The following is a 17,856-nucleotide window of genomic DNA, read 5'->3' as shown; positions in this document are numbered from 1 at the left end:
CTTGTTTTTATTTAAATTCATTTGCTTACGATTAATTTTTATTATATCGTCATATAATATTCAGTTTGAGGAGTAAGAAATGTCTTTAAAACTTTCAGAAATCATAATTACAAATTTTAAATCTTGCCGTGACATTACTTTATCTCTTTCTAATTTCACGCCTTTGATTGGATATAACAATGCAGGTAAATCCAATTGCTTAACTGCCATTCAATGGTTGTTGCGCAGGTTCGTTTTACAGCATAAAGATTTCAATGATGAAAATCAACCAATTGAAATATTTGGAACAATTGAAGGTATTGAAGAAAAGCATTTATGTGTTTTAGAAGAAAAACACAGAAAATCAATTGAAAAATATTTACAAGGCCACGTCTTAAAAATAAAAAGAGTTCAACAAAAACCAAGTTGTAAACTTGCTGAGATTAAATTTTTTGTTTGGGATTGGGCGAATTCCAAGTGGGTTCCAAATCCAGGAGGCATTGACAACGCGATTGATGATTTGTTTCCTGAGCCAATTCGAGTGGGTGCTATGGAAAACGCTGCCGAAGATGCCAGTAAAGCGAAAACTTCCACAACATTAGGTAAGTTACTAGAATTGTTAACAAAAAATTTTCAGCAGCAACACGCACAACAAATTTCTACTCATTTGGACAGCGTTAATGATTATTTGTCTGCCAATGGTACAAATAGATTGGCAGCTTTAACTCAAATAGATAATGATGTGAATACCAATATTCAAGATTTTTTTCCTGATATTGGAATTAAGCTTCATTTTGAAAGCCCTTCTTTTCAAGAACTGTTCAAATCAGGAACAATTAAAGTGGTAGAAAATGGGTTAAATGAACGGGATGTTACCAGCTATGGTCACGGGGCTCAGCGTTCAATACAGATGGGCTTAATTCGATATTTGGCTGCATCTTCCCAAACTATCGACGAGACTAAAAAAACGCTATTGCTGATTGATGAACCTGAATTGTATTTGCATCCATTTGCGATTGAGCAATTGCGAGAGGCTTTATTGAAACTTTCAAATGGGGCATATCAAGTGATCATTTCCACCCATTCTGCTCAAATGGTTACTGAGAGTTTGGCTCAAGATGCATTACTGATTTATAAAAATCAAACTAAAGGCACTTGCGTTAGAAATCGTCTGAGTGATGCCGTTAAAAAAGTGGTGCAAGACTATAAGTCTCAAGCTGCTTTACTGTTTTCATTAACAAACTCTTCACAAATTCTATTTTCTGAACAGGTTTTATTAACCGAAGGAAAAACGGAAAAGCGTTTACTACCCGAAATCTTTTACCAATATTTTGGGAAAACCTTGGCTCAAAAAAATTACAGTCTTGTAGCCCAAGGTGGTGTTGATAATACGGCAAAAACAATAGCTGTTTTACAGGATATGGGAATTCCTTTTAAAGCCATTTGTGATTTGGATTATGTTTTTAAAGGGGCGATTGAACACAAATTTATTTCCCTTGCTGATGTGGCGCTAAAGGATTGTATTGATGCTATAAAAAGTAAACAAGATACATATAATATTGTAGTTGATAATTCAAAAGGAGCGGTTACTTTCAAAGACATTGGAAGTTCTAAACGAGAACGATACCAAATCATTGAAGAGTTAGCATGCGATGAAGAAATTAAACCGCACATTCAAAACTTACATGAGTATTTTAAACAAAAAAACATTTGGATTTGGACTCAAGGTGCTATTGAAAAGCCTTTGAATCTGATTGGCAAGAAAGAAGAGGTTTGGGCTGAATTTAATCATAAATTGAAAAATGAAGGTTTGGAACAAAGTTGCGCAGATTATCAGGAAATTAAAAAACTGATGGAGTGGATTGTACCTGTAGTGCCATTAAAAAATTTACAAGAAAACAATAATGGTCAAGTTAACAATCAAAATTTAAGTGATGTTTTTGAAAATGAAGTGCTTAGTGAATAGTTATATTTATGTTTAAGTTTAAGCGTCCTGTAAACATTTACAGGACGCTTGTTTGTTGCACATGCTTAAATCAAGCCTTGCTTGCAGGCAATTGAATCACGTGCTTTTTGACATCGGGAACGGCTTTGATGATGCCTTTTTCATGGTACCAATGGGCCAATTTGACAATGTCTTCGACGTCGGCATCGCTCAAGCTGCGAAGTGGCACGGTGTTGACTTTGCCCAAGTTCGAAGCGATGTTGGCGTTGTCTTTGTAACCCAAACGGTTCGCCCAAACTTTGCCGGCTTCTTCTTGGTTGGCTTTGGCCCAATCGTTTTCTTGTTTCAAGCCTTCAAACACCGCCTGAATCACTTCGGGATTTTGTTTGGCGTAATTTGAATCAGCAAAATAACCAACCGCGTTGGACGATTTTAAATCGCCGCCGCCAACCAAAATCTTGGCGTTGTACAAGTCTTGCGCCACCGACAAATAAGGGTCCCAAGTCGCCCACGCATCGACGTGTTTGCCTGAGAATGCGGTGCCTGTGTCAGACGGCAACATGTAGGATTTTTCGACTTTGTCTTCTGGAATATTGTTGTTTTTCAGTGCAATCGATAACAAATACTCGCCCGTGCCGCCTTTGTTGACCGCGACTTTTTTGCCAACCAAGTCGTGCACGCTGTTGATGTTGCTGTCTTTGGCCACGACAATGCCTTCGCCAAATGCTGGCATCGGTTGGTAAGCGAAAATGTCGATTTGCACGCCATTGGCAATCACGTTGGCAAACGCCGAGCTGCTGCCGACGGTAATGTCGATGGCTTTGGCGTTGATGGCTTCGTAAGCTGGCGCTGCCGAATTGAACGGGCCTTCCCATTTGACTTCGATGTTTTTCGAGGCCAAATATTGTTCCAATGTGCCGCGGTCGCGACCCAAAACCACGTCAGATGTGCCGTTCAACGTGGCAATGCGCACGACTTTTTTTGCATTTTGGCTGTCGGTATTTTCAGAAGCGGCTTTGTTGTTGTCGCCAGAACAAGCCACCAAGCCTGCCAACAAAAGTGGCAAGGCGCTCCAAACTAATTTACGCATGATTCTTCATTCTTTTTAATGTGTGTAAGACGTTTAGGCGATGAAGCCTGCTTGTTTCAAATCCAAGCTTTGTTGGTTTTGTTCTGCCAAAACGGTGTCGTTTGCCGCTTCAATGCCCCATTGGCGTTGTGAAATGGTTGTGAGCCAATGTTCGCGTGATAAATTGTTCGGCAAATGTTCTTGCAATAAGGCTGCGGCTTGTTCGGGGTTTTGCGCAATCCACAAATCGTTTTCTGCCAATTGCTGCACGAACCACGCTTCAAATGCGGCATTTTCGTTTGACCAAGCTTGGTGTGACCAAAAAATCGAGCGGTTGGGAATGTGGGTTCCCACTTGTGCCAAAACGTGCACGCTATCCAAAGCCAAGCCCGGTTGCAACCACGGATCGACCGCCAACCACGCGTCAATCGTGCCGTTTTGCAAGGCCAACAACGGCGCTTCGCCGCGCAAATCGACGAGCTTCACATCGGACTTTTTCCAACCGTGCTCATTGAGCAAAGTTGCCAAAAAATGGTCGGTGAACGAGCCGACCATCGCGGCAATGGTTTTGCCGCGCAAATCGGTAAATTGGTTGTGCTGTAAACTTAATAATGCGCTGTTGGCAGGGCGAGGCAAAGAAGCAGCAACGTAATGAATCGCCACGCCTTGTGCCGAAGCGACCACGGGCGGCGTGCAACCTGTGCCAACCACGTCGGCGATGCCGTCTGCCAACAAATCCGCGCTGATGCCGCCATTGGCGTAATCGTACCATTTGATGGTGTAGCCCAAATCGTTTGCCAGCGCTTCAAGTACGCCGCGGTGGCGCAGCACGAACAAGGACAAGTTGTTTGGGTGGCTGCCCAAAGTCACGGTTTTCATGCGTTTTGCTCCAAAGAAGCTTCTTGTGCGCTGTGGTCAATCGGGCGGTCCCAAATATTGCCCCAAGTGTAATTTTGTTTGCTTTCAGGTGCGGCAGCAGGGTTGTCGTGGTCCAGTTGCAAGCGTGGCAACACCAATTCGCTAAAACGGTACGCTTCTTCAAGCAATGGAAAGCCCGACAAAATGAACACGTCCACGCCAATGGCTTGGTATTCTTTCAGGACGCGTTCGACTGTTTCTGGGCTGCCGACAATCGCAGTGCCAGGACCTGGACGCACCAAACCGATGCCTGCCCACAAGCCTGGGTAAATTTCCAAATCGCGTGGGTTTTCAGGTTTGACGTTGTTGTGCAGCTCGCTCATGCGCTTTTGACCAACCGAATCCGAGCCTTTGGCAAAATTTTTGCGCGCGTTGATGGCTTCCTCGTCCATCGATTCGTATAACTCGTCCACTGCTTGCCACGCTTTTTCATCGGTTTCGCGTACAATCACGTACAAGCGAATGCCAAACTTCAATTTTCGACCGTGAGAGGCAGCGAAATCGCGCACTTCGGCTATTTTTTCAGCTGCTTGCGGCGGCGTTTCGCCCCAGCTCAAATACGTATCAACATGTTTGGCAGCGACTTGGTGCGCTGCTGGTGACGAGCCGCCAAACCACAAAGCAGGTGGCGCGTAACCACCGTTGTCGACTGCCAATTTGGCATTTTCAATGTGCACGTGCTTGCCTTTGACCGTCACGCCTTCTTCGTTCAAAAGTGGGCGCAACGCTTGCAAATACTCGTCGCTCAACACATAACGTTCGTCGTGTTCCAAATGGATGCCATACGCGCCCAAGGTGTTTTTGTCGCCGCCAACCACGTTCAACAGCAAGCGGCCTTTGGAAAACTGGTTGAACGTCACCGCCATTTTGGCCAGCAACGTCGGTGAAATCATGCCCGGTTGAATGGCAATCAAAAACTTCATGCGTTCGGTTTCATTGATTAAGGCCGAGCCCAAAGTCCAAGCGTCGTGCGCACCCGTGGCCAGCAATGCACCTGTGAAGCCCAAATGGTCTACCGCTTGGGCGACTTGTTTTAAGTATGGAAAATTCACTGTGCGGTTGCCATCTTTAGACCAAGGGCGGGCGCCATCGGGCGCGGTTAAATACCAATAGATTTGCATTTTTTGATTCCATATACCCAAATAAAATATGCTAAAACTATAATGACACTTCTTTATAATGTGAAATAATATATTTTGATATTTTAATTCTATTTAGGAATATACAAATTTTATCTGAGTCGTGACATGTGAATGAACAAGCGTGCTCAATGTCTTTTTAAATTAAAATTTGCAGATTTGTCAGAGCGATAAAAAGCGTCCTGTAAACTGTTACAGGACGCTGAATTTGGCTTTCAATCACAATATAATAATTACCAAACGCTTGATTGGTCTTCATATTTAGGGAAATTGCCCAAATGATTTCTGCTGCCAATAAAGACCATAGTCAATGATGGTTGTTGGAGGTGGTGTCGGTGTGCAAGCTGATATGAAAATTGGTTGATGTGACGGTATTAAAATGAAACTCTTCAATCATCCTGTAATCATTACAGGACGCTTTTTTGATTGCGATGCAGCAAGTGAGCGTTTCGACTGGAGCAAAGACTGTTTGGAGTATTCAAATGAAAAAATGGCTACAGTTGGCATTGAAATATTTATTTCGCTTGATATTGGTGATTTTTGTCATCATTGGAGTGTCTATGTTGGGTTGCTCATTGCCATCATTACAAGGGCGCAGCGTTTCCAAATCGCTGAGCGTTGAAGAAATCAATCTAACTTACTTGGGTCAATCTGTTGGCTCAGAACAAAAACGCCATCCTGATTTGGCAGGGATTTATCTATTGCCCGACCCCCGTTTGGCATTTGCAGCACGCACGATTTTGGCTCAAGATGCTGAAAAAACTTTGGATATTCAATACTATATTTGGAAAAAAGACACCACAGGCATGTTGCTTTTGCATGCTTTGTATGAGGCTGCCGACCGAGGTGTCAAAGTTCGATTGTTGTTGGATGACAATGGTACCAATGGTTTGGATACAGAATTGATGGCGCTCAATGCACATCCAAATATTGAAGTGCGTTTATTTAACCCATTTTTGTTTCGTCCATTCAAACAGGTGGGTTTTTTGACGGACTTCATGCGCTCTAACCGCCGCATGCACAACAAAAGTTTCATTGCCGACAACAGCATCAGTGTTTTGGGTGGGCGCAATGTGGGCGATGAGTATTTTGGCGCAACAGACGGCGTGTTGTTTGCCGATTTGGACAATTTGGTCAGTGGCGATTTGGTGCAAATGGTTTCCAAATCATTTGATGAGTATTGGGACAGCCAATCTGCTTATCCGATTGATTTGATTGTCGAGCCGATTACGCAAGCGGAACATGATTTGGTCTTAGTCAGTTTGTTACAAGCGCAGGCATCTCCTGAAGCGGTGCGTTACATTCAAGCCAAAGAAGAGCTGGGTGATTTGGATGAAATTTTGAAAAATCAAACTTTGTGGCATTGGGTGCCGACGCAATTTGTGGTTGACCCTGCGAGCAAGGGTTTGGGTATTTATGACAAAGAAGAGCTGATTTTACACAGCATCGCCAAGACTTTAGGTGAGCCTGAACATTCGCTAGACATCGTCTCACCTTATTTTGTACCGACCAATTCGGGTACCGATTATTTTGTCAATTTGGCCAGACAAGGCAAACAAGTGCGCATTTTGACCAATTCGATGGTGGCAACCGATGTGTTGGCGGTGCATTCAGGTTATGCCAAACATCGCAAACGCTTGGTTGAAAATGGTGTGTTGTTGTATGAAATGAAGCCTGAAATTGGCAGTAAAAACATCAACAATGTTGGCTTTTTGGGCAGCTCAGGTTCCAGTTTACACGCCAAAACTTTCAGTGCAGATATGAATCGCGTGTTTATTGGCTCGTTCAATTTTGATCCGCGCTCCGCCAAATTGAATACCGAAATGGGCATTGTTTCAGATGATGCGCAGTTGGCGCGCGATTTGGATGACATTTTTAAAGCCGAGGTGCCCCAAAGTGCTTGGTTAGTGGTCAAAAATCCTGATGCGGACAAATTAGAATGGCACGATGGCAAAACAGGAGAAATACTCCACCAAGAGCCTTTATCCAAATGGTATCAACGCTGGGTGGTGACGGTTTTGGGATGGTTGCCCATTGATTGGTTATTGTAAAGATGATTGAATCAAAACAAGCGGCCTGTAAGGTTTACAGGCCGCTTGTTGGTTATTATGGCTATTGAAATCACAAGTCCAATACCAACAAATCCGATTTGGCGCGTGAGCAACAAGGGGTGAAAATTTTGTTGGAGGCTTTTTCTTCCTCGGTTAAAAATTGGTCACAATGCTCGATTTCGCCTTCAATCACATGGGTGATGCATGTGCCGCAGACGCCTTGCTCGCATGAAACAGGAATAAAGTAGCCGTTTTCTTCCAGTGTTTGGGTGATGCTTTGCGTGGCGGGAATATCAAAAACATCGCCGCTGCTGGCAATTTGGATTTGAAAATGTCGGTGTGTTTGGGTGTTTAAATCGGCTTTGAACGATTCTTGATGCAATTGTGCATCTTGCCAACCGATTGATTTGGCTTGTGCAAAAACAGTTTGCATAAAACCATTGGGGCCACAGGTGTATAAATGATGGTGTTCATGGGCTGATGGTAAAAAGGCTTGTAGCAATTCGGGATGACTTATCAAATCATCATGTACAAACACGACTTTGTCACGCAAATCAGGCTGCGACAAGCGTCCTGTAAACGCAATGTGTTCAGGACTTTTACAGCAATAAACCAATTGAAAATCAACCTGATTCACCAGAAATTGTTCTGCCATTGCCAAAAGTGGCGTGATACCAATACCACCTGCCAACAAAACCGCTTTGCTGTGGGTTTGGGCAAGTGAAAACACATTGCGTGGGGCGCTGATTTGCAGCGTTTGTCCTGCTTGGATGTGTTGGTGCACGTATTGTGAACCACCGCGAGATTGGGCATCTTCCAGCACTGCAATGTGATAACGGTGTTGTTCAGACGGCGAATTGCACAAAGAGTATTGGCGCATCAAACTGTTGCCCAAATGCACATCAATGTGTGCACCTGCTTCAAATGTGGGCAAGTTTTGACCTTCAGGATGAATCAATTGCAACAGTTTGATGCCGTTGCACAAAGTTTCTGTACGTTCTACCAAAACAGTCATCGTCATGCTTTAACCCTCTGCTTGTACGGTTTGCTCGGCTTGGATTTTGCGCTCAATCAGCTTGCGTGCTTGTACGCCACCTGCATCAATATTCAACATCAACAATTTGCGATCAGGGTATTTGAGCAAGTTTTGTTGTTGTTGCTCGAGCATGTCCAAATCTTCACCAAAAATCTTACCTTGTCCTTCGCGAATCACGTCGGTTAAGTTGGCATCGTCCACACCAAAGCGGCGTGCCATACCCCAAAAATACCAATGTGATGTGTCGGTTTCGGGTGTGATGAAATCCACGACAATGCTGGCGGCTTTTTTATCGTCAGGCGCGTGGTAGCCACCATTGCCAGCCAATGCCACGCCCACTTCAATGTGCACATTGCTTGGTAAATGAAAATGGCAGCGTTGCCAACGGTCAACCAATTGTTCGCTGTCTAAATGGTTCAAGTGCATGCATTTTTGCCAAAATGGTGGCGCATAAATGTTTTCCATGTGACGCTCTAAGGTGACCACTTCATTTTTGATGGTGGTTTTGGAAGTGGTTTCGTCGATTTCTTTTTGACCGATGCTTGATGCATGCACATAGGTTTCGTGGGTCAAGTCCATCAAATTGTCAATCATCAAGCGGTAATCGGCATTGATGTGGTAAATGCCGCCACCATAAGCCCATTCGTCACTTTCTGCCCATTCTAAGTGTGGCAACAAACTTTCATCTGCATCGTCTTTGTCACCTGCCCAAAACCATACAAAACCGTATTTTTCGACCACGGCATACGCTTTGATGCATGGAAAGCCTTGCACGCGTTGCAAAGGCATCGCTTGTGGTTTGCCGTTGCAACCCATTTCCAAGCCATGGTAGCCGCATACCAAGCTCCCATCTTGTACAAAGCCTAATGACAGTGGCGCACCGCGATGCGGGCAAAAATCTTCGACGGCGGCAATGCCATCGAGACTTCGAAACAAGACGATTTTTTCATTGCAAATGGTGCGACCCAAAGGTTTGTCTGTGATTTCGCCGCTTTGGGCTGCCACATACCATGCGTTGCGGATGAAAGTAGAGCTGGTCATGAAGGATTCCTTTGTAGCATTAGATTGCTTTATTGGTATGGTTCGGTCGATGCCGATTTATGTGTTTTTAAATGTAAATAAAAATGTTGGTTTGGTCAATAATTGGATTCAATTTTCATCATTTTTGTGACCAGTTAGTTTTATGCAAATAACAAGTATTTGATTTTAAATCATTTAAAAAAATAAAAATAAAAACAATCAAACATTGTTTTTATAATTGAATCCAAAAATGCTATTTTAAGCACATTGCACCTCAGAGTGCAGATGACAAAACACCTAAAAACAAAGGAAAAATCATGGAGATAAAAGCAATTAAGGAACACATCGATCAAAGCCAGATGCGGCGTTATCAATGGATGATTGTCGGAATCTGTATTTGTTTGAACATCATTGACGGTTTTGATGTGTTGGTGATGGCGTTTACCGCCTCTGCGGTGGCGAAAGATTGGGGCTTAACCGGCTCGCAAATTGGCTTGTTATTGAGTTCAGGCTTGTTTGGTATGGGCGCTGGCTCATTGTTGATTGCACCTTGGGCAGACAAAATCGGACGCAAACCGATTATTTTGATGTCTTTGATTGTCACATCCATAGGCATGATTTTGAGTGCGTTTGCACCATCGACTTTGGTGTTGGGCATTTTGCGCTTCATTACGGGTTTGGGCATTGGCGGCATTTTGGCGTGTAGCAATGTGTTGACCAGTGAGTATTCATCGGCAAAATGGCGCAGTTTGGCCATCAGTTTGCAATCGACAGGTTATGCCATAGGTGCTGCAGGCGGCGGTTTGATTGCGATGTATTTGATCAAAGACCATGGCTGGCAATCGGTATTTTTGTTCGGTGGTGTGGTGTCGGCTGTGTTCATTGTGGTGGTGGCTTTATTGTTGCCTGAGTCTTTGGATTATTTGTTGGTCAAACAGCCGCAAAACGCTTTGCCCAAAGTACAAAAATTGGCACAAAAATTGTCTTTGCCACATTTACAATCCTTGCCTGCCAAACCTGCACAACAAGCGGCCAGTAAAAGCAGTTTCAAAAGTTTGTTTGCCGATGGCAAAGCCGAATCAACACTGTGTATTTGGATTGCGTTTTTCTGTGTGATGTTTGGCTTTTATTGCATTTTGTCATGGACGCCAAAATTGCTGACAGGTGCAGGTATGACGCCTGAACAAGGCATCACAACAGGTGTGTGGATGAATTTTGGTTCTATGTTTGGTGCGGCTCTGATTGGTTTTTTAGGCACGAAATTCAACATCAAATCGGTGCATGCAGTGTTCTTGTTTTTAACTGCCATCTTGACCATCACGTTTGCCCAATCCATCACTTATTTATCGTTGGCGATGGTCGTGGCATTTTTCTTAGGCACTTTGGCCAATGGTACGGTTGCAGGTTTGTACGCCATCACGCCCACTTTGTATGACACGAACAACCGTGCCAGTGGTGTGGGCACAGCCATCAGCGTCGGTCGCTTGGGCAGTATTGTGTCGCCATTGATTGCGGGCGTGTTGTTAGATGCCAATTGGGCGCCTGTGAGTTTGTTTTATTTGAATTCGGTGGTGTTCATTGTGGCGATTTTTGCGGTGTTGAAATTGCGCAAATTGCAATTTGCTCGTCAAAGCCAACAATTACAAAAAGTTTGATTCACATTTTTTACAGGACGCTTCCAATGTATTTTAAGCGTCCTGTAACAGGAAAAACCAAATGAAAACCAAATTGTATTTATTGTGTGGATTGTTGTGTGATGCCACGGTTTGGCAGCGTCAAGTGCCTGTGTTGCAAGAGTATTACGATGTGCAGGTGTTTGATTTTTTAGGCTTGGATGATTTGACTGTAATGGCGCAACATGTGTTGGCACAAGACGATGCGCCATTTGTATTGGTGGCGCATTCTATGGGGGCGCGCGTGGCTTTGGAAGTGGTGCGCATGGCGCCTGAACGGGTGTTGAAGTTGGCTTTGCTGGATACGGGTGTGCATGGTGTGAAAGAGGGCGAAGCGCAAAAGCGTTACCATTTGCTTGAGCAGGCGCAAACACATGGCATGGCGTTTTTGGTAGAACATTGGTTGATGCCAATGTTGGCACCGAAAAACCAACAAGACGACAGCATCGTTGAGCCTTTGCGTCAGATGGTTTTAAAATCCACGCCAGAAGATTTTGGCAAACATGTACATGCTTTGCTCAACCGTCCTGATGCTGAGGCAAGTTTGAAGCAAGTATCTTGTCCTGTGCTTTTGGGCGTTGGTGCGCAAGACACTTGGAGTACGGTGGCGCAACACCAAGCGATACAAGCATTGATGCCACAAGCGCCATTGGTGGTGTTTGATGATGGTGGTCATATGGCACCACTGGAAGATGCTGGTCGGGTCAACCAAGCTTTATTACAATGGCTGGCTGTCGATGCGGTTTCTGTACAACAGGAACTTAAAATTCATTAGAAAAAGGATGCTTATGCAACACGGACATCAAGTCTTGGTGCGTTTACGTGAAATGATTGCTTCGGGCCAATTGCAGCCGGGGGAGCGTATCATTGAAATCCCTACTGCGGAGCTTTTGGGTGTGTCACGTTTGCCAGTGCGCTTGGCGTTGCGAATTTTAGAGCAAGAAGGCTTGCTGGAAAAATTGCCACGTCGTGGTTTTGCTGTTCGCAAAATCACCACACAAGACTTTTTGGGTGCATTGGATGTCCGTGGTGTATTGGAAGGCTTGGCGGCACGGCAAGCTGCGGAAAAAGGCTTGAGTGCTGAGAATGTTCAAGCATTAGAGCAGGCTTTGGCGCAGATAGATGCGATGTTTGAAGACGATGCGTTTGAAGTGACGCACATTGAGCATTATCACCGCGTCAACATGTTGTTTCATGAAACCATTTTAGAAGCCTCTGGCAATGCCGCTATCAAACTGGCATTGACGAAAGTAGAGAGTTTGCCTTTTGCATCGGTGCAATCGTTGGTGGTCGACACGCGCAATATGGTCGCAGAGCGCAAACGTTTGCTCTACGCACATTTGCAACACCATGCCATTTTGGGTGCCATCAAAGCAGGGCAAGGCGCGCGCGCAGAAGCATTGATGAAAGAGCATGCCAATTCACCGATTTTGTTCAATGATTTGCTCAAAGGTTTTAGTGAAAATGCCGAAGGCGTGCAGGTGATACAAACGCCATCCTTACCCCATGAAGACACACAATCATCATAAAAATAAGCGTCCTGTAAACTTTACAGGACGCTTATTCATCACCTCATGATACTAACAATACCTTACCAAATGTCAGATTTGATTTTGTTTTTGTATTTAGGGTGGTTTTTCAATTTGAACTCAGGCTCTTCCACACCGCGTTTCAATTGCGATGTATAGTCTTTGAGCAACATCATCAAGTATGGCGTCAACAACAAAATAGCGAACAAGTTGATGGTTGCCATCACGCCCATGAATAAATCGGCCGCGTTCCAAACCAAAGGAATGCTGGTCACAGCGCCCATATACACCATCACACACACCAACACACGGAACACATTCATCACCGTTGGGTTGTTGTTGATAAATTGCATGTTGCCTTCGGCGTAAGCGTAATTGCCGATTACAGACGAATAACAGAACATGAACAAAATGATGGCCAAGAAGTCATCGCCCCAGCTGCCAATTTGTGCTTCTAACGCCACTTGCGTCAATTGCACGCCGCTGTAGCTGGCGTCGGTGTAAAAATTCGATGACAAAATAATCACTGCTGTACAGGTACACACAATGAAAGTGTCTACAAACACGCCCAACATTTGTACCAAACCTTGGTTCACTGGGTGTTTCACATCAGAAGCGGCCGCAGCGTTCGGTGCCGAACCCATACCTGCTTCGTTTGAGAACAAACCGCGTTTGATGCCTGCCATCATGGCAGCAGAAACCATAGAACCAAAGAAACCACCTGCGGCAGCTTCAAACTGGAATGCTTCACGGAAAATCATGGCAAACATGTCTGGCAAAATTGGCAAATTGATTGCAGCGATGTACATCGCAACAGCCAAATACAACAGCGCCATCACAGGCACAAAGCTTTCAGCAACCGTTGCGATGCGTTTGATACCGCCAAAAATGATGGCAGCAGTCAAAATCACCAAAGCGATGCCGACCAATGAAATTTCAGTGCCAAACAACATAGGATTGGCTTGGTTCCAACCCCAAGCATGGTCGGTTGCGCTGACAATGGAATTGGATTGAACGGCATTGAAGACAAAGCCATAAGTCAAAATCAAGGCAATGGCAAACACCACGCCCAACCATTTTTGTTTCAAGCCTTGGGTGATGTAATACGCAGGGCCACCACGAAATTGCTTGCTGCGTGGGTCACGGATTTTGAACAACTGGGCCAAAGAAGATTCTACGAATGCCGAGCTCATGCCCAAAAATGCCGTTGCCCACATCCAAAATACAGCACCTGGACCGCCTAAAGCGATGGCAATCGCCACACCTGCGACGTTACCCACGCCGACGCGGCTGGCCAAACCTGTCACAAAAGCTTGAAATGGGGTAATGCCGTGGTCGTCATTGCCAATTTTACGGCTGTTTTTCATGATTTTGATGCTGTGCAAAAATAAACGCAATTGCACTGCACCCGTAATGATGGTGTAAAACAAGCCAATGGCAACTAAAAATATGACTAAGAAATCCCATAAGGGACCGTTGAGCTTATCGACTATCGCCATCAGCGTGTCGTTCAGTTGTTCATTCATATCGTTATCTTCTTTGTAAAAATAATCAAAAGAGTTGGTTTTCTGCGCAAACCTAAATGGCTGATGAATCAGACTCGGAATAGGTGGGAATTGCTCAGTGACGGTGTCTTTTATCTTAAAAAAGATGACATTATGTAGTAATTTTTAGTTAATTTTTAGTTAATTTTTCTTATAAGAGTGTGTATATATTTTATTTATTGAAATAACTATCTAATTTTTATATAAGTATGAAATTTAAATACTAATCAATGTTTCGAAACAAGTGGCTGATTTTGTGGGTTTTTTGAAGATGTTTGATTTAAATTTTGGGATTGAACAGGGGTTGATTTAAAAAATATGCCAAAATCAATCCAAATTGATGATGTTTAAGAAAGTTTTGGATTCTGAGGCTAATGAGCCAAGCATGCTGGTCATGAAAGTAGCTATGATGATGGGTTTTATTTTGATGTGTATGAATTTTGAGCTGAGGAAAAAATAGTGATGAATAAATGGGCAGCGGTACTGGCAATATGTTGTGTGAGTTCAGCTTGGGCAGATGGTTTGTATATTCATCAACAGGCGAGTGATGCTGAGCAATGTTATTTAACCAATCAGCAAGGTCAACGTTTGTTTGAAGGGCATTATCAAACAGATTGTTATGCCATTCGTCCACATTTGGATATGAATGAGGCTCAAAAATACAGTCAAAACCATGCAGTATTGAATATGTTTGAATTTCGGGGGCAACAAAAAGTAGCCATCAATGCGCAAGGGCGAGTGGTTTATCATCTTTATTGGTATGACAACGGTCCTGATTATGTGGAAGATGGTTTGGTGCGTATTCGCAATGCACAAGGTTTGATTGGGTATGCTGATGCTCAAACAGGTCAAATAGTGATTGCGCCGCAATATTTTTGTGCGCAGCCATTTGAAAATGGCAAGGCGTTGGTAGGCGTTACAGGACGCTTGGAACAAGAAGATGGTTGGGATGGTGAAATCTGTGTGCCTGAACCTGCTTTGATTATTGATAAAACAGGTCGCTTGGTGCGTTGAATACTGCTAATGGGATATTTTGGCAATTTAAAGTACAATATCTGCCTTTATATTGAAACCGTTACGCGAAAGAACCGAACATGGAAGCGGAAATTATCAATCAATTGAACAACACTCTCGATGACTTGGCCAAACGCAACCAAGACATCAGGGGGTATCTTTGACTACGACGGCAAAAAAGACCGTTTAGAAGAAGTGGTTGGTTTGTCTGAAGATCCTGAGCTTTGGAACGACCCAAAAAAAGCCCAAGAAATTGGCAAAGAACGCAAATTGCTCGAAGGTATTGTGGTCAATTTGGATGAAATCAGTACAGGTATTGAAGACAGCCGTATGTTGTTGGAAATGGCTGTGGAAGAAGAAGACGCGGATGGATTTGCTGGCGTACAGGACGATATCGCTACGTTAGAACAGCGTATGGCAGATTTGGAATTCAAACGCATGTTCAACCAAGAAGCCGATGCCAATAACTGCTTTATTGATATTGTGGCAGGCGCAGGCGGTACGGAAGCAGAAGATTGGGCGGGCATGTTGTATCGCATGTATGTGCGCTATGCTGAACGCAAAGGCTTTAAAGTCGAAGTATTGGAAGAAGATTCAGGTGAAATTGCAGGCGTTAATCGTGCCACTATCAAATTAGAGGGTGAATACGCTTATGGCTTGTTGCGCACCGAAACAGGCATTCACCGCTTGGTACGTTACTCGCCATTTGACTCGAACAACAAACGCCATACTTCTTTTGCTTCTGTGTTCGTGTATCCAGAAGTGGACGATTCGTTTGAAATTGAAATCAATCCTTCTGACTTGCGTGTCGATACTTACCGTGCTTCGGGTGCAGGTGGTCAGCACATTAACAAAACCGATTCGGCAGTGCGTTTGACGCATGAACCGACAGGTATTGTGGTGCAATGTCAAAACGACCGTTCACAACACCGTAACAAAGACGAAGCCATGAACATGTTGCGTGCCAAATTGTTTGAATTGGAAATGCGCAAACGCAACGAAGCCAAGCAAGATTTGGAAAACAGCAAATCCGATGTGGGTTGGGGTCATCAAATCCGTTCATACGTGTTCGACCAATCACGCATCAAAGATTTGCGCACAGGTTATGAAGTCGGCAACATCAAAGCAGTAATGGATGGTGATTTGGATGATTTCATTCAAGCGAGTTTGAAAAAAGGCGTGTAACAGCGTTTTGTCACACATCATTTGAATTGAGAAGCGGCTTGTAAACTTTACAGGCCGCTTTTGTTTCATGAGTGGCATGTGTTGCTATTTAAGGTATCACTCATAAAGAATGGTGGATTCTAATTGGTAAAAACCGCTATATACATAAGCAAGAGGCGTTTCTCTTGAGCTGATGTTCAAATGCTGCCCTTTTTTAACACGAGCGTAAAACGAGGGTGTGACTTGTAAGGGCATAGAGGTTTCACCAGGTACAGAAACCACGATGTAATGTATGAGATAGTCAGGGCTGCCGCGAAAACCGTTCTTTTTGTCTATGTGTTTGGAGAATATTGGCGCGGTAACGACGGTGCTGGGCCACCAATAAGAAGAGGCAATGATGATGACTTTGCTGCCTTGGTGAGCAAATAAATTCACAAAAATAAAGAACAGCAGGTGGACGAGATAATACGCATCCACTTCGCGCTTTGTCATTGAGGGTTCAATTTTGTACAAATACCAAAATAGCGCCCACGCAACGCCTGCCAATACATACAGTACCAATATCAATATGAAACCTTTTTCTTTCAATGCATATGCAGGAGAAGAAAGCAGTCCAACGATGATGACCCGCTCGGAATGGCGATGACAATGACAGTGACAGAACGTAAGAATTTCTGCATCGTTGACATGGGTATCCTGTTCGGGATGGGTGATAGCTGCCAATGGAAACGTTTTGATATTTGTGATGTTCATCATCACATACTCAATATGATTGTATTATGGATGTATATAGAGTAAATGTGATCAATAAGTGTCCTGTAAAGTTTTACAGGACGCTTGCTTCAGTCTTTAAAGTGATTTTTCAGTGAAGGGTGTTTGTACACCGTTTTCCCACATTGCCACGACGATATCTTGTTTTGCACCTAAAGGGCGGCTGAACACGCGACCTGTATAAGCAAAGCCTTCACCCAAATAGCGGTATTGTCCATTTCCCAACCATTCAAACAGTGGCTTGTCGGCAGCACCTTTATTGGTGCGGTTGTAGCAATAGTCTGATGGAATCACGCTGCTTGGATTGGTGCCGTATTTGTTATGGACGGCATGGATGATGTCTTGGCGCGACAATAATTCGTTTTGTGAGTCATGGCAACAATTGACAATTTGAGCGTAAATAGACAATTCCATATATCTTCCTTTGTATTGATATAGTGATTTTGATAAACCAGCATCATATAAGAATCAAAAACAAAATTGGTATTGTTATATGGCTTGTGTAAGCGTCCTGTAACCGTTTACAGGACGCTTTTATCATTGAATTTGACCTATTTTGTTTGTTTTGGAGGTGTTTGGAAATAAGTTTGTTATGGTATTCATGGTTTTTTTGAAGGTTGTTAAAATAATTTGCAATAAGATTTCCTTTAAATTCAGCGTGCTTGTGTTTTTATAGCCATATTTTTACAATTAGGTATTGACGGGTTTTCGGTGTTTCTGTAATATTTGGTTTCTTCGCTGCTGAGACAGAAACGAAACAGACCAAACGGTCAGCTTCACAAGTTTCACAGCACAGCTCTTTAAAAAACAGATTACCGATAAGTGTGAGTGCGAAGAGCCTCACACTGCTAAAGAAGTAAAGACAAGATATGATTTTTAATCATTTCTCGCTCTTTTTCTTTGAGAAGCAGACCAGAAATTAAATAGTAAGCTTAGAGATTAAACATAAGAGTTTGATCCTGGCTCAGATTGAACGCTGGCGGCATGCTTTACACATGCAAGTC

15 protein-coding genes and 1 rRNA gene are annotated in these 17,856 nt (G+C 43.6%); 8 read left to right on the top strand and 8 right to left on the bottom strand.

What is annotated here, in order from left to right:
• Positions 1-79: 79 nt before the first annotated feature.
• Complete coding sequence (locus tag H150_RS14375) at positions 80-1,945, top strand: ATP-dependent nuclease (protein WP_019959166.1); 1,866 nt, start codon at positions 80-82, stop codon at positions 1,943-1,945.
• 70 nt (positions 1,946-2,015) lie between these two features.
• On the opposite strand, the gene H150_RS0111265 is transcribed toward H150_RS14375, so the two are convergent.
• Genes H150_RS0111265 through H150_RS0111255 form a run of 3 tightly spaced genes read right to left on the bottom strand, consistent with a single transcriptional unit; the run spans position 2,016 to position 5,032 of the window.
• Complete coding sequence (locus H150_RS0111265; RefSeq protein WP_019959165.1) at positions 2,016-3,014, bottom strand: aliphatic sulfonate ABC transporter substrate-binding protein; 999 nt, start codon at positions 3,012-3,014, stop codon at positions 2,016-2,018.
• 33 nt (positions 3,015-3,047) lie between these two features.
• A complete protein-coding gene (locus tag H150_RS0111260; RefSeq protein WP_019959164.1) occupies positions 3,048-3,872 on the bottom strand; it encodes an ABC transporter substrate-binding protein in 825 nt (274 codons plus the stop codon).
• Positions 3,869-5,032, bottom strand: coding sequence for an LLM class flavin-dependent oxidoreductase (locus tag H150_RS0111255; protein ID WP_019959163.1), 1,164 nt, complete (start codon positions 5,030-5,032; stop codon positions 3,869-3,871). The genes H150_RS0111260 and H150_RS0111255 overlap by 4 nt, the downstream gene beginning before the upstream one ends.
• A gap of 500 nt (positions 5,033-5,532) precedes the next feature.
• On the opposite strand from H150_RS0111255, the gene H150_RS0111245 reads away from it, so the two are divergent.
• Complete coding sequence (locus H150_RS0111245) at positions 5,533-7,101, top strand: phospholipase D family protein (protein WP_019959162.1); 1,569 nt, start codon at positions 5,533-5,535, stop codon at positions 7,099-7,101.
• 70 nt (positions 7,102-7,171) lie between these two features.
• Here the strand turns inward: H150_RS0111245 and H150_RS0111240 are convergent, their stop codons facing one another.
• Positions 7,172-8,122 carry a PDR/VanB family oxidoreductase gene (locus tag H150_RS0111240; protein WP_019959161.1) on the bottom strand — a complete coding sequence of 317 codons (951 nt, stop codon included), beginning with the start codon at positions 8,120-8,122 and terminating at the stop codon, positions 7,172-7,174.
• A gap of 3 nt (positions 8,123-8,125) precedes the next feature.
• Positions 8,126-9,178 (bottom strand): aromatic ring-hydroxylating oxygenase subunit alpha, encoded by a 1,053-nt coding sequence (locus H150_RS0111235; RefSeq protein WP_019959160.1) that lies wholly within the window; start codon positions 9,176-9,178, stop codon positions 8,126-8,128.
• A gap of 296 nt (positions 9,179-9,474) precedes the next feature.
• Between H150_RS0111235 and H150_RS0111225 the strand changes: the two genes are divergently transcribed.
• From H150_RS0111225 to H150_RS0111215, 3 genes are all read left to right on the top strand, one after another.
• Complete coding sequence (locus H150_RS0111225) at positions 9,475-10,812, top strand: MFS transporter (protein ID WP_019959159.1); 1,338 nt, start codon at positions 9,475-9,477, stop codon at positions 10,810-10,812.
• A gap of 61 nt (positions 10,813-10,873) precedes the next feature.
• Entirely contained in the window at positions 10,874-11,605 is a 732-nt protein-coding gene (locus H150_RS0111220) for an alpha/beta fold hydrolase (RefSeq protein WP_019959158.1), read from the top strand.
• Between the two features lie 13 nt (positions 11,606-11,618).
• A complete protein-coding gene (locus H150_RS0111215; RefSeq protein WP_019959157.1) occupies positions 11,619-12,359 on the top strand; it encodes a GntR family transcriptional regulator in 741 nt (246 codons plus the stop codon).
• 62 nt (positions 12,360-12,421) lie between these two features.
• On the opposite strand, the gene H150_RS0111210 is transcribed toward H150_RS0111215, so the two are convergent.
• Positions 12,422-13,885: an alanine/glycine:cation symporter family protein gene (locus tag H150_RS0111210; protein ID WP_019959156.1), complete on the bottom strand. Its 1,464-nt coding sequence runs from the start codon at positions 13,883-13,885 to the stop codon at positions 12,422-12,424.
• 480 nt (positions 13,886-14,365) lie between these two features.
• On the opposite strand from H150_RS0111210, the gene H150_RS14880 reads away from it, so the two are divergent.
• Positions 14,366-14,917 (top strand): hypothetical protein, encoded by a 552-nt coding sequence (locus H150_RS14880; RefSeq protein ID WP_019959154.1) that lies wholly within the window; start codon positions 14,366-14,368, stop codon positions 14,915-14,917.
• An 80-nt stretch (positions 14,918-14,997) separates the two neighbouring features.
• A protein-coding gene (gene prfB / locus H150_RS0111195; protein ID WP_155970591.1) for a peptide chain release factor 2 occupies positions 14,998-16,102 on the top strand; the annotation gives its coding sequence in 2 pieces (ribosomal slippage) (positions 14,998-15,078 and positions 15,080-16,102; 1,104 coding nt in all).
• 96 nt (positions 16,103-16,198) lie between these two features.
• On the opposite strand, the gene H150_RS0111190 is transcribed toward prfB, so the two are convergent.
• Together H150_RS0111190 and H150_RS0111185 are read right to left on the bottom strand one after the other, a co-directional pair.
• On the bottom strand, positions 16,199-16,837 hold the full coding sequence (locus tag H150_RS0111190; protein WP_019959153.1) for a hypothetical protein: 639 nt from the start codon (positions 16,835-16,837) through the stop codon (positions 16,199-16,201).
• Between the two features lie 93 nt (positions 16,838-16,930).
• The gene (locus tag H150_RS0111185) at positions 16,931-17,266 is read right to left on the bottom strand and encodes a DUF7225 domain-containing protein (RefSeq protein ID WP_019959152.1); all 336 of its coding nucleotides are present in this window, start codon (positions 17,264-17,266) and stop codon (positions 16,931-16,933) included.
• A gap of 527 nt (positions 17,267-17,793) precedes the next feature.
• On the opposite strand from H150_RS0111185, the gene H150_RS0111180 reads away from it, so the two are divergent.
• Positions 17,794-17,856 (top strand): 16S ribosomal RNA (locus tag H150_RS0111180); the annotation flags it as partial.

The sequence above is a fragment of the Vitreoscilla stercoraria DSM 513 genome, from assembly GCF_000382305.1.
Classification (GTDB): domain Bacteria; phylum Pseudomonadota; class Gammaproteobacteria; order Burkholderiales; family Neisseriaceae; genus Vitreoscilla; species Vitreoscilla stercoraria.
This window is presented reverse-complemented; position numbering and strand designations above follow the sequence as displayed.

Excerpts from the sequence above, each read along its gene's own strand:
- H150_RS0111185 (WP_019959152.1), bottom strand. The coding sequence starts at position 17,266 with ATGGAATTGTCTATTTACGCTCAAATTGTCAATTGTTGCCATGACTCA.
- H150_RS0111245 (WP_019959162.1), top strand. The coding sequence starts at position 5,533 with ATGAAAAAATGGCTACAGTTGGCATTGAAATATTTATTTCGCTTGATA.
- H150_RS0111240 (WP_019959161.1), bottom strand. The coding sequence starts at position 8,122 with ATGACGATGACTGTTTTGGTAGAACGTACAGAAACTTTGTGCAACGGC.
- H150_RS14375 (WP_019959166.1), top strand. The coding sequence starts at position 80 with ATGTCTTTAAAACTTTCAGAAATCATAATTACAAATTTTAAATCTTGC.
- H150_RS0111265 (WP_019959165.1), bottom strand. The coding sequence starts at position 3,014 with ATGCGTAAATTAGTTTGGAGCGCCTTGCCACTTTTGTTGGCAGGCTTG.
- H150_RS14880 (WP_019959154.1), top strand. The coding sequence starts at position 14,366 with ATGAATAAATGGGCAGCGGTACTGGCAATATGTTGTGTGAGTTCAGCT.
- H150_RS0111255 (WP_019959163.1), bottom strand. The coding sequence starts at position 5,032 with ATGCAAATCTATTGGTATTTAACCGCGCCCGATGGCGCCCGCCCTTGG.
- H150_RS0111260 (WP_019959164.1), bottom strand. The coding sequence starts at position 3,872 with ATGAAAACCGTGACTTTGGGCAGCCACCCAAACAACTTGTCCTTGTTC.
- H150_RS0111190 (WP_019959153.1), bottom strand. The coding sequence starts at position 16,837 with ATGATGAACATCACAAATATCAAAACGTTTCCATTGGCAGCTATCACC.
- H150_RS0111220 (WP_019959158.1), top strand. The coding sequence starts at position 10,874 with ATGAAAACCAAATTGTATTTATTGTGTGGATTGTTGTGTGATGCCACG.
- H150_RS0111215 (WP_019959157.1), top strand. The coding sequence starts at position 11,619 with ATGCAACACGGACATCAAGTCTTGGTGCGTTTACGTGAAATGATTGCT.
- H150_RS0111225 (WP_019959159.1), top strand. The coding sequence starts at position 9,475 with ATGGAGATAAAAGCAATTAAGGAACACATCGATCAAAGCCAGATGCGG.
- H150_RS0111235 (WP_019959160.1), bottom strand. The coding sequence starts at position 9,178 with ATGACCAGCTCTACTTTCATCCGCAACGCATGGTATGTGGCAGCCCAA.
- H150_RS0111210 (WP_019959156.1), bottom strand. The coding sequence starts at position 13,885 with ATGAATGAACAACTGAACGACACGCTGATGGCGATAGTCGATAAGCTC.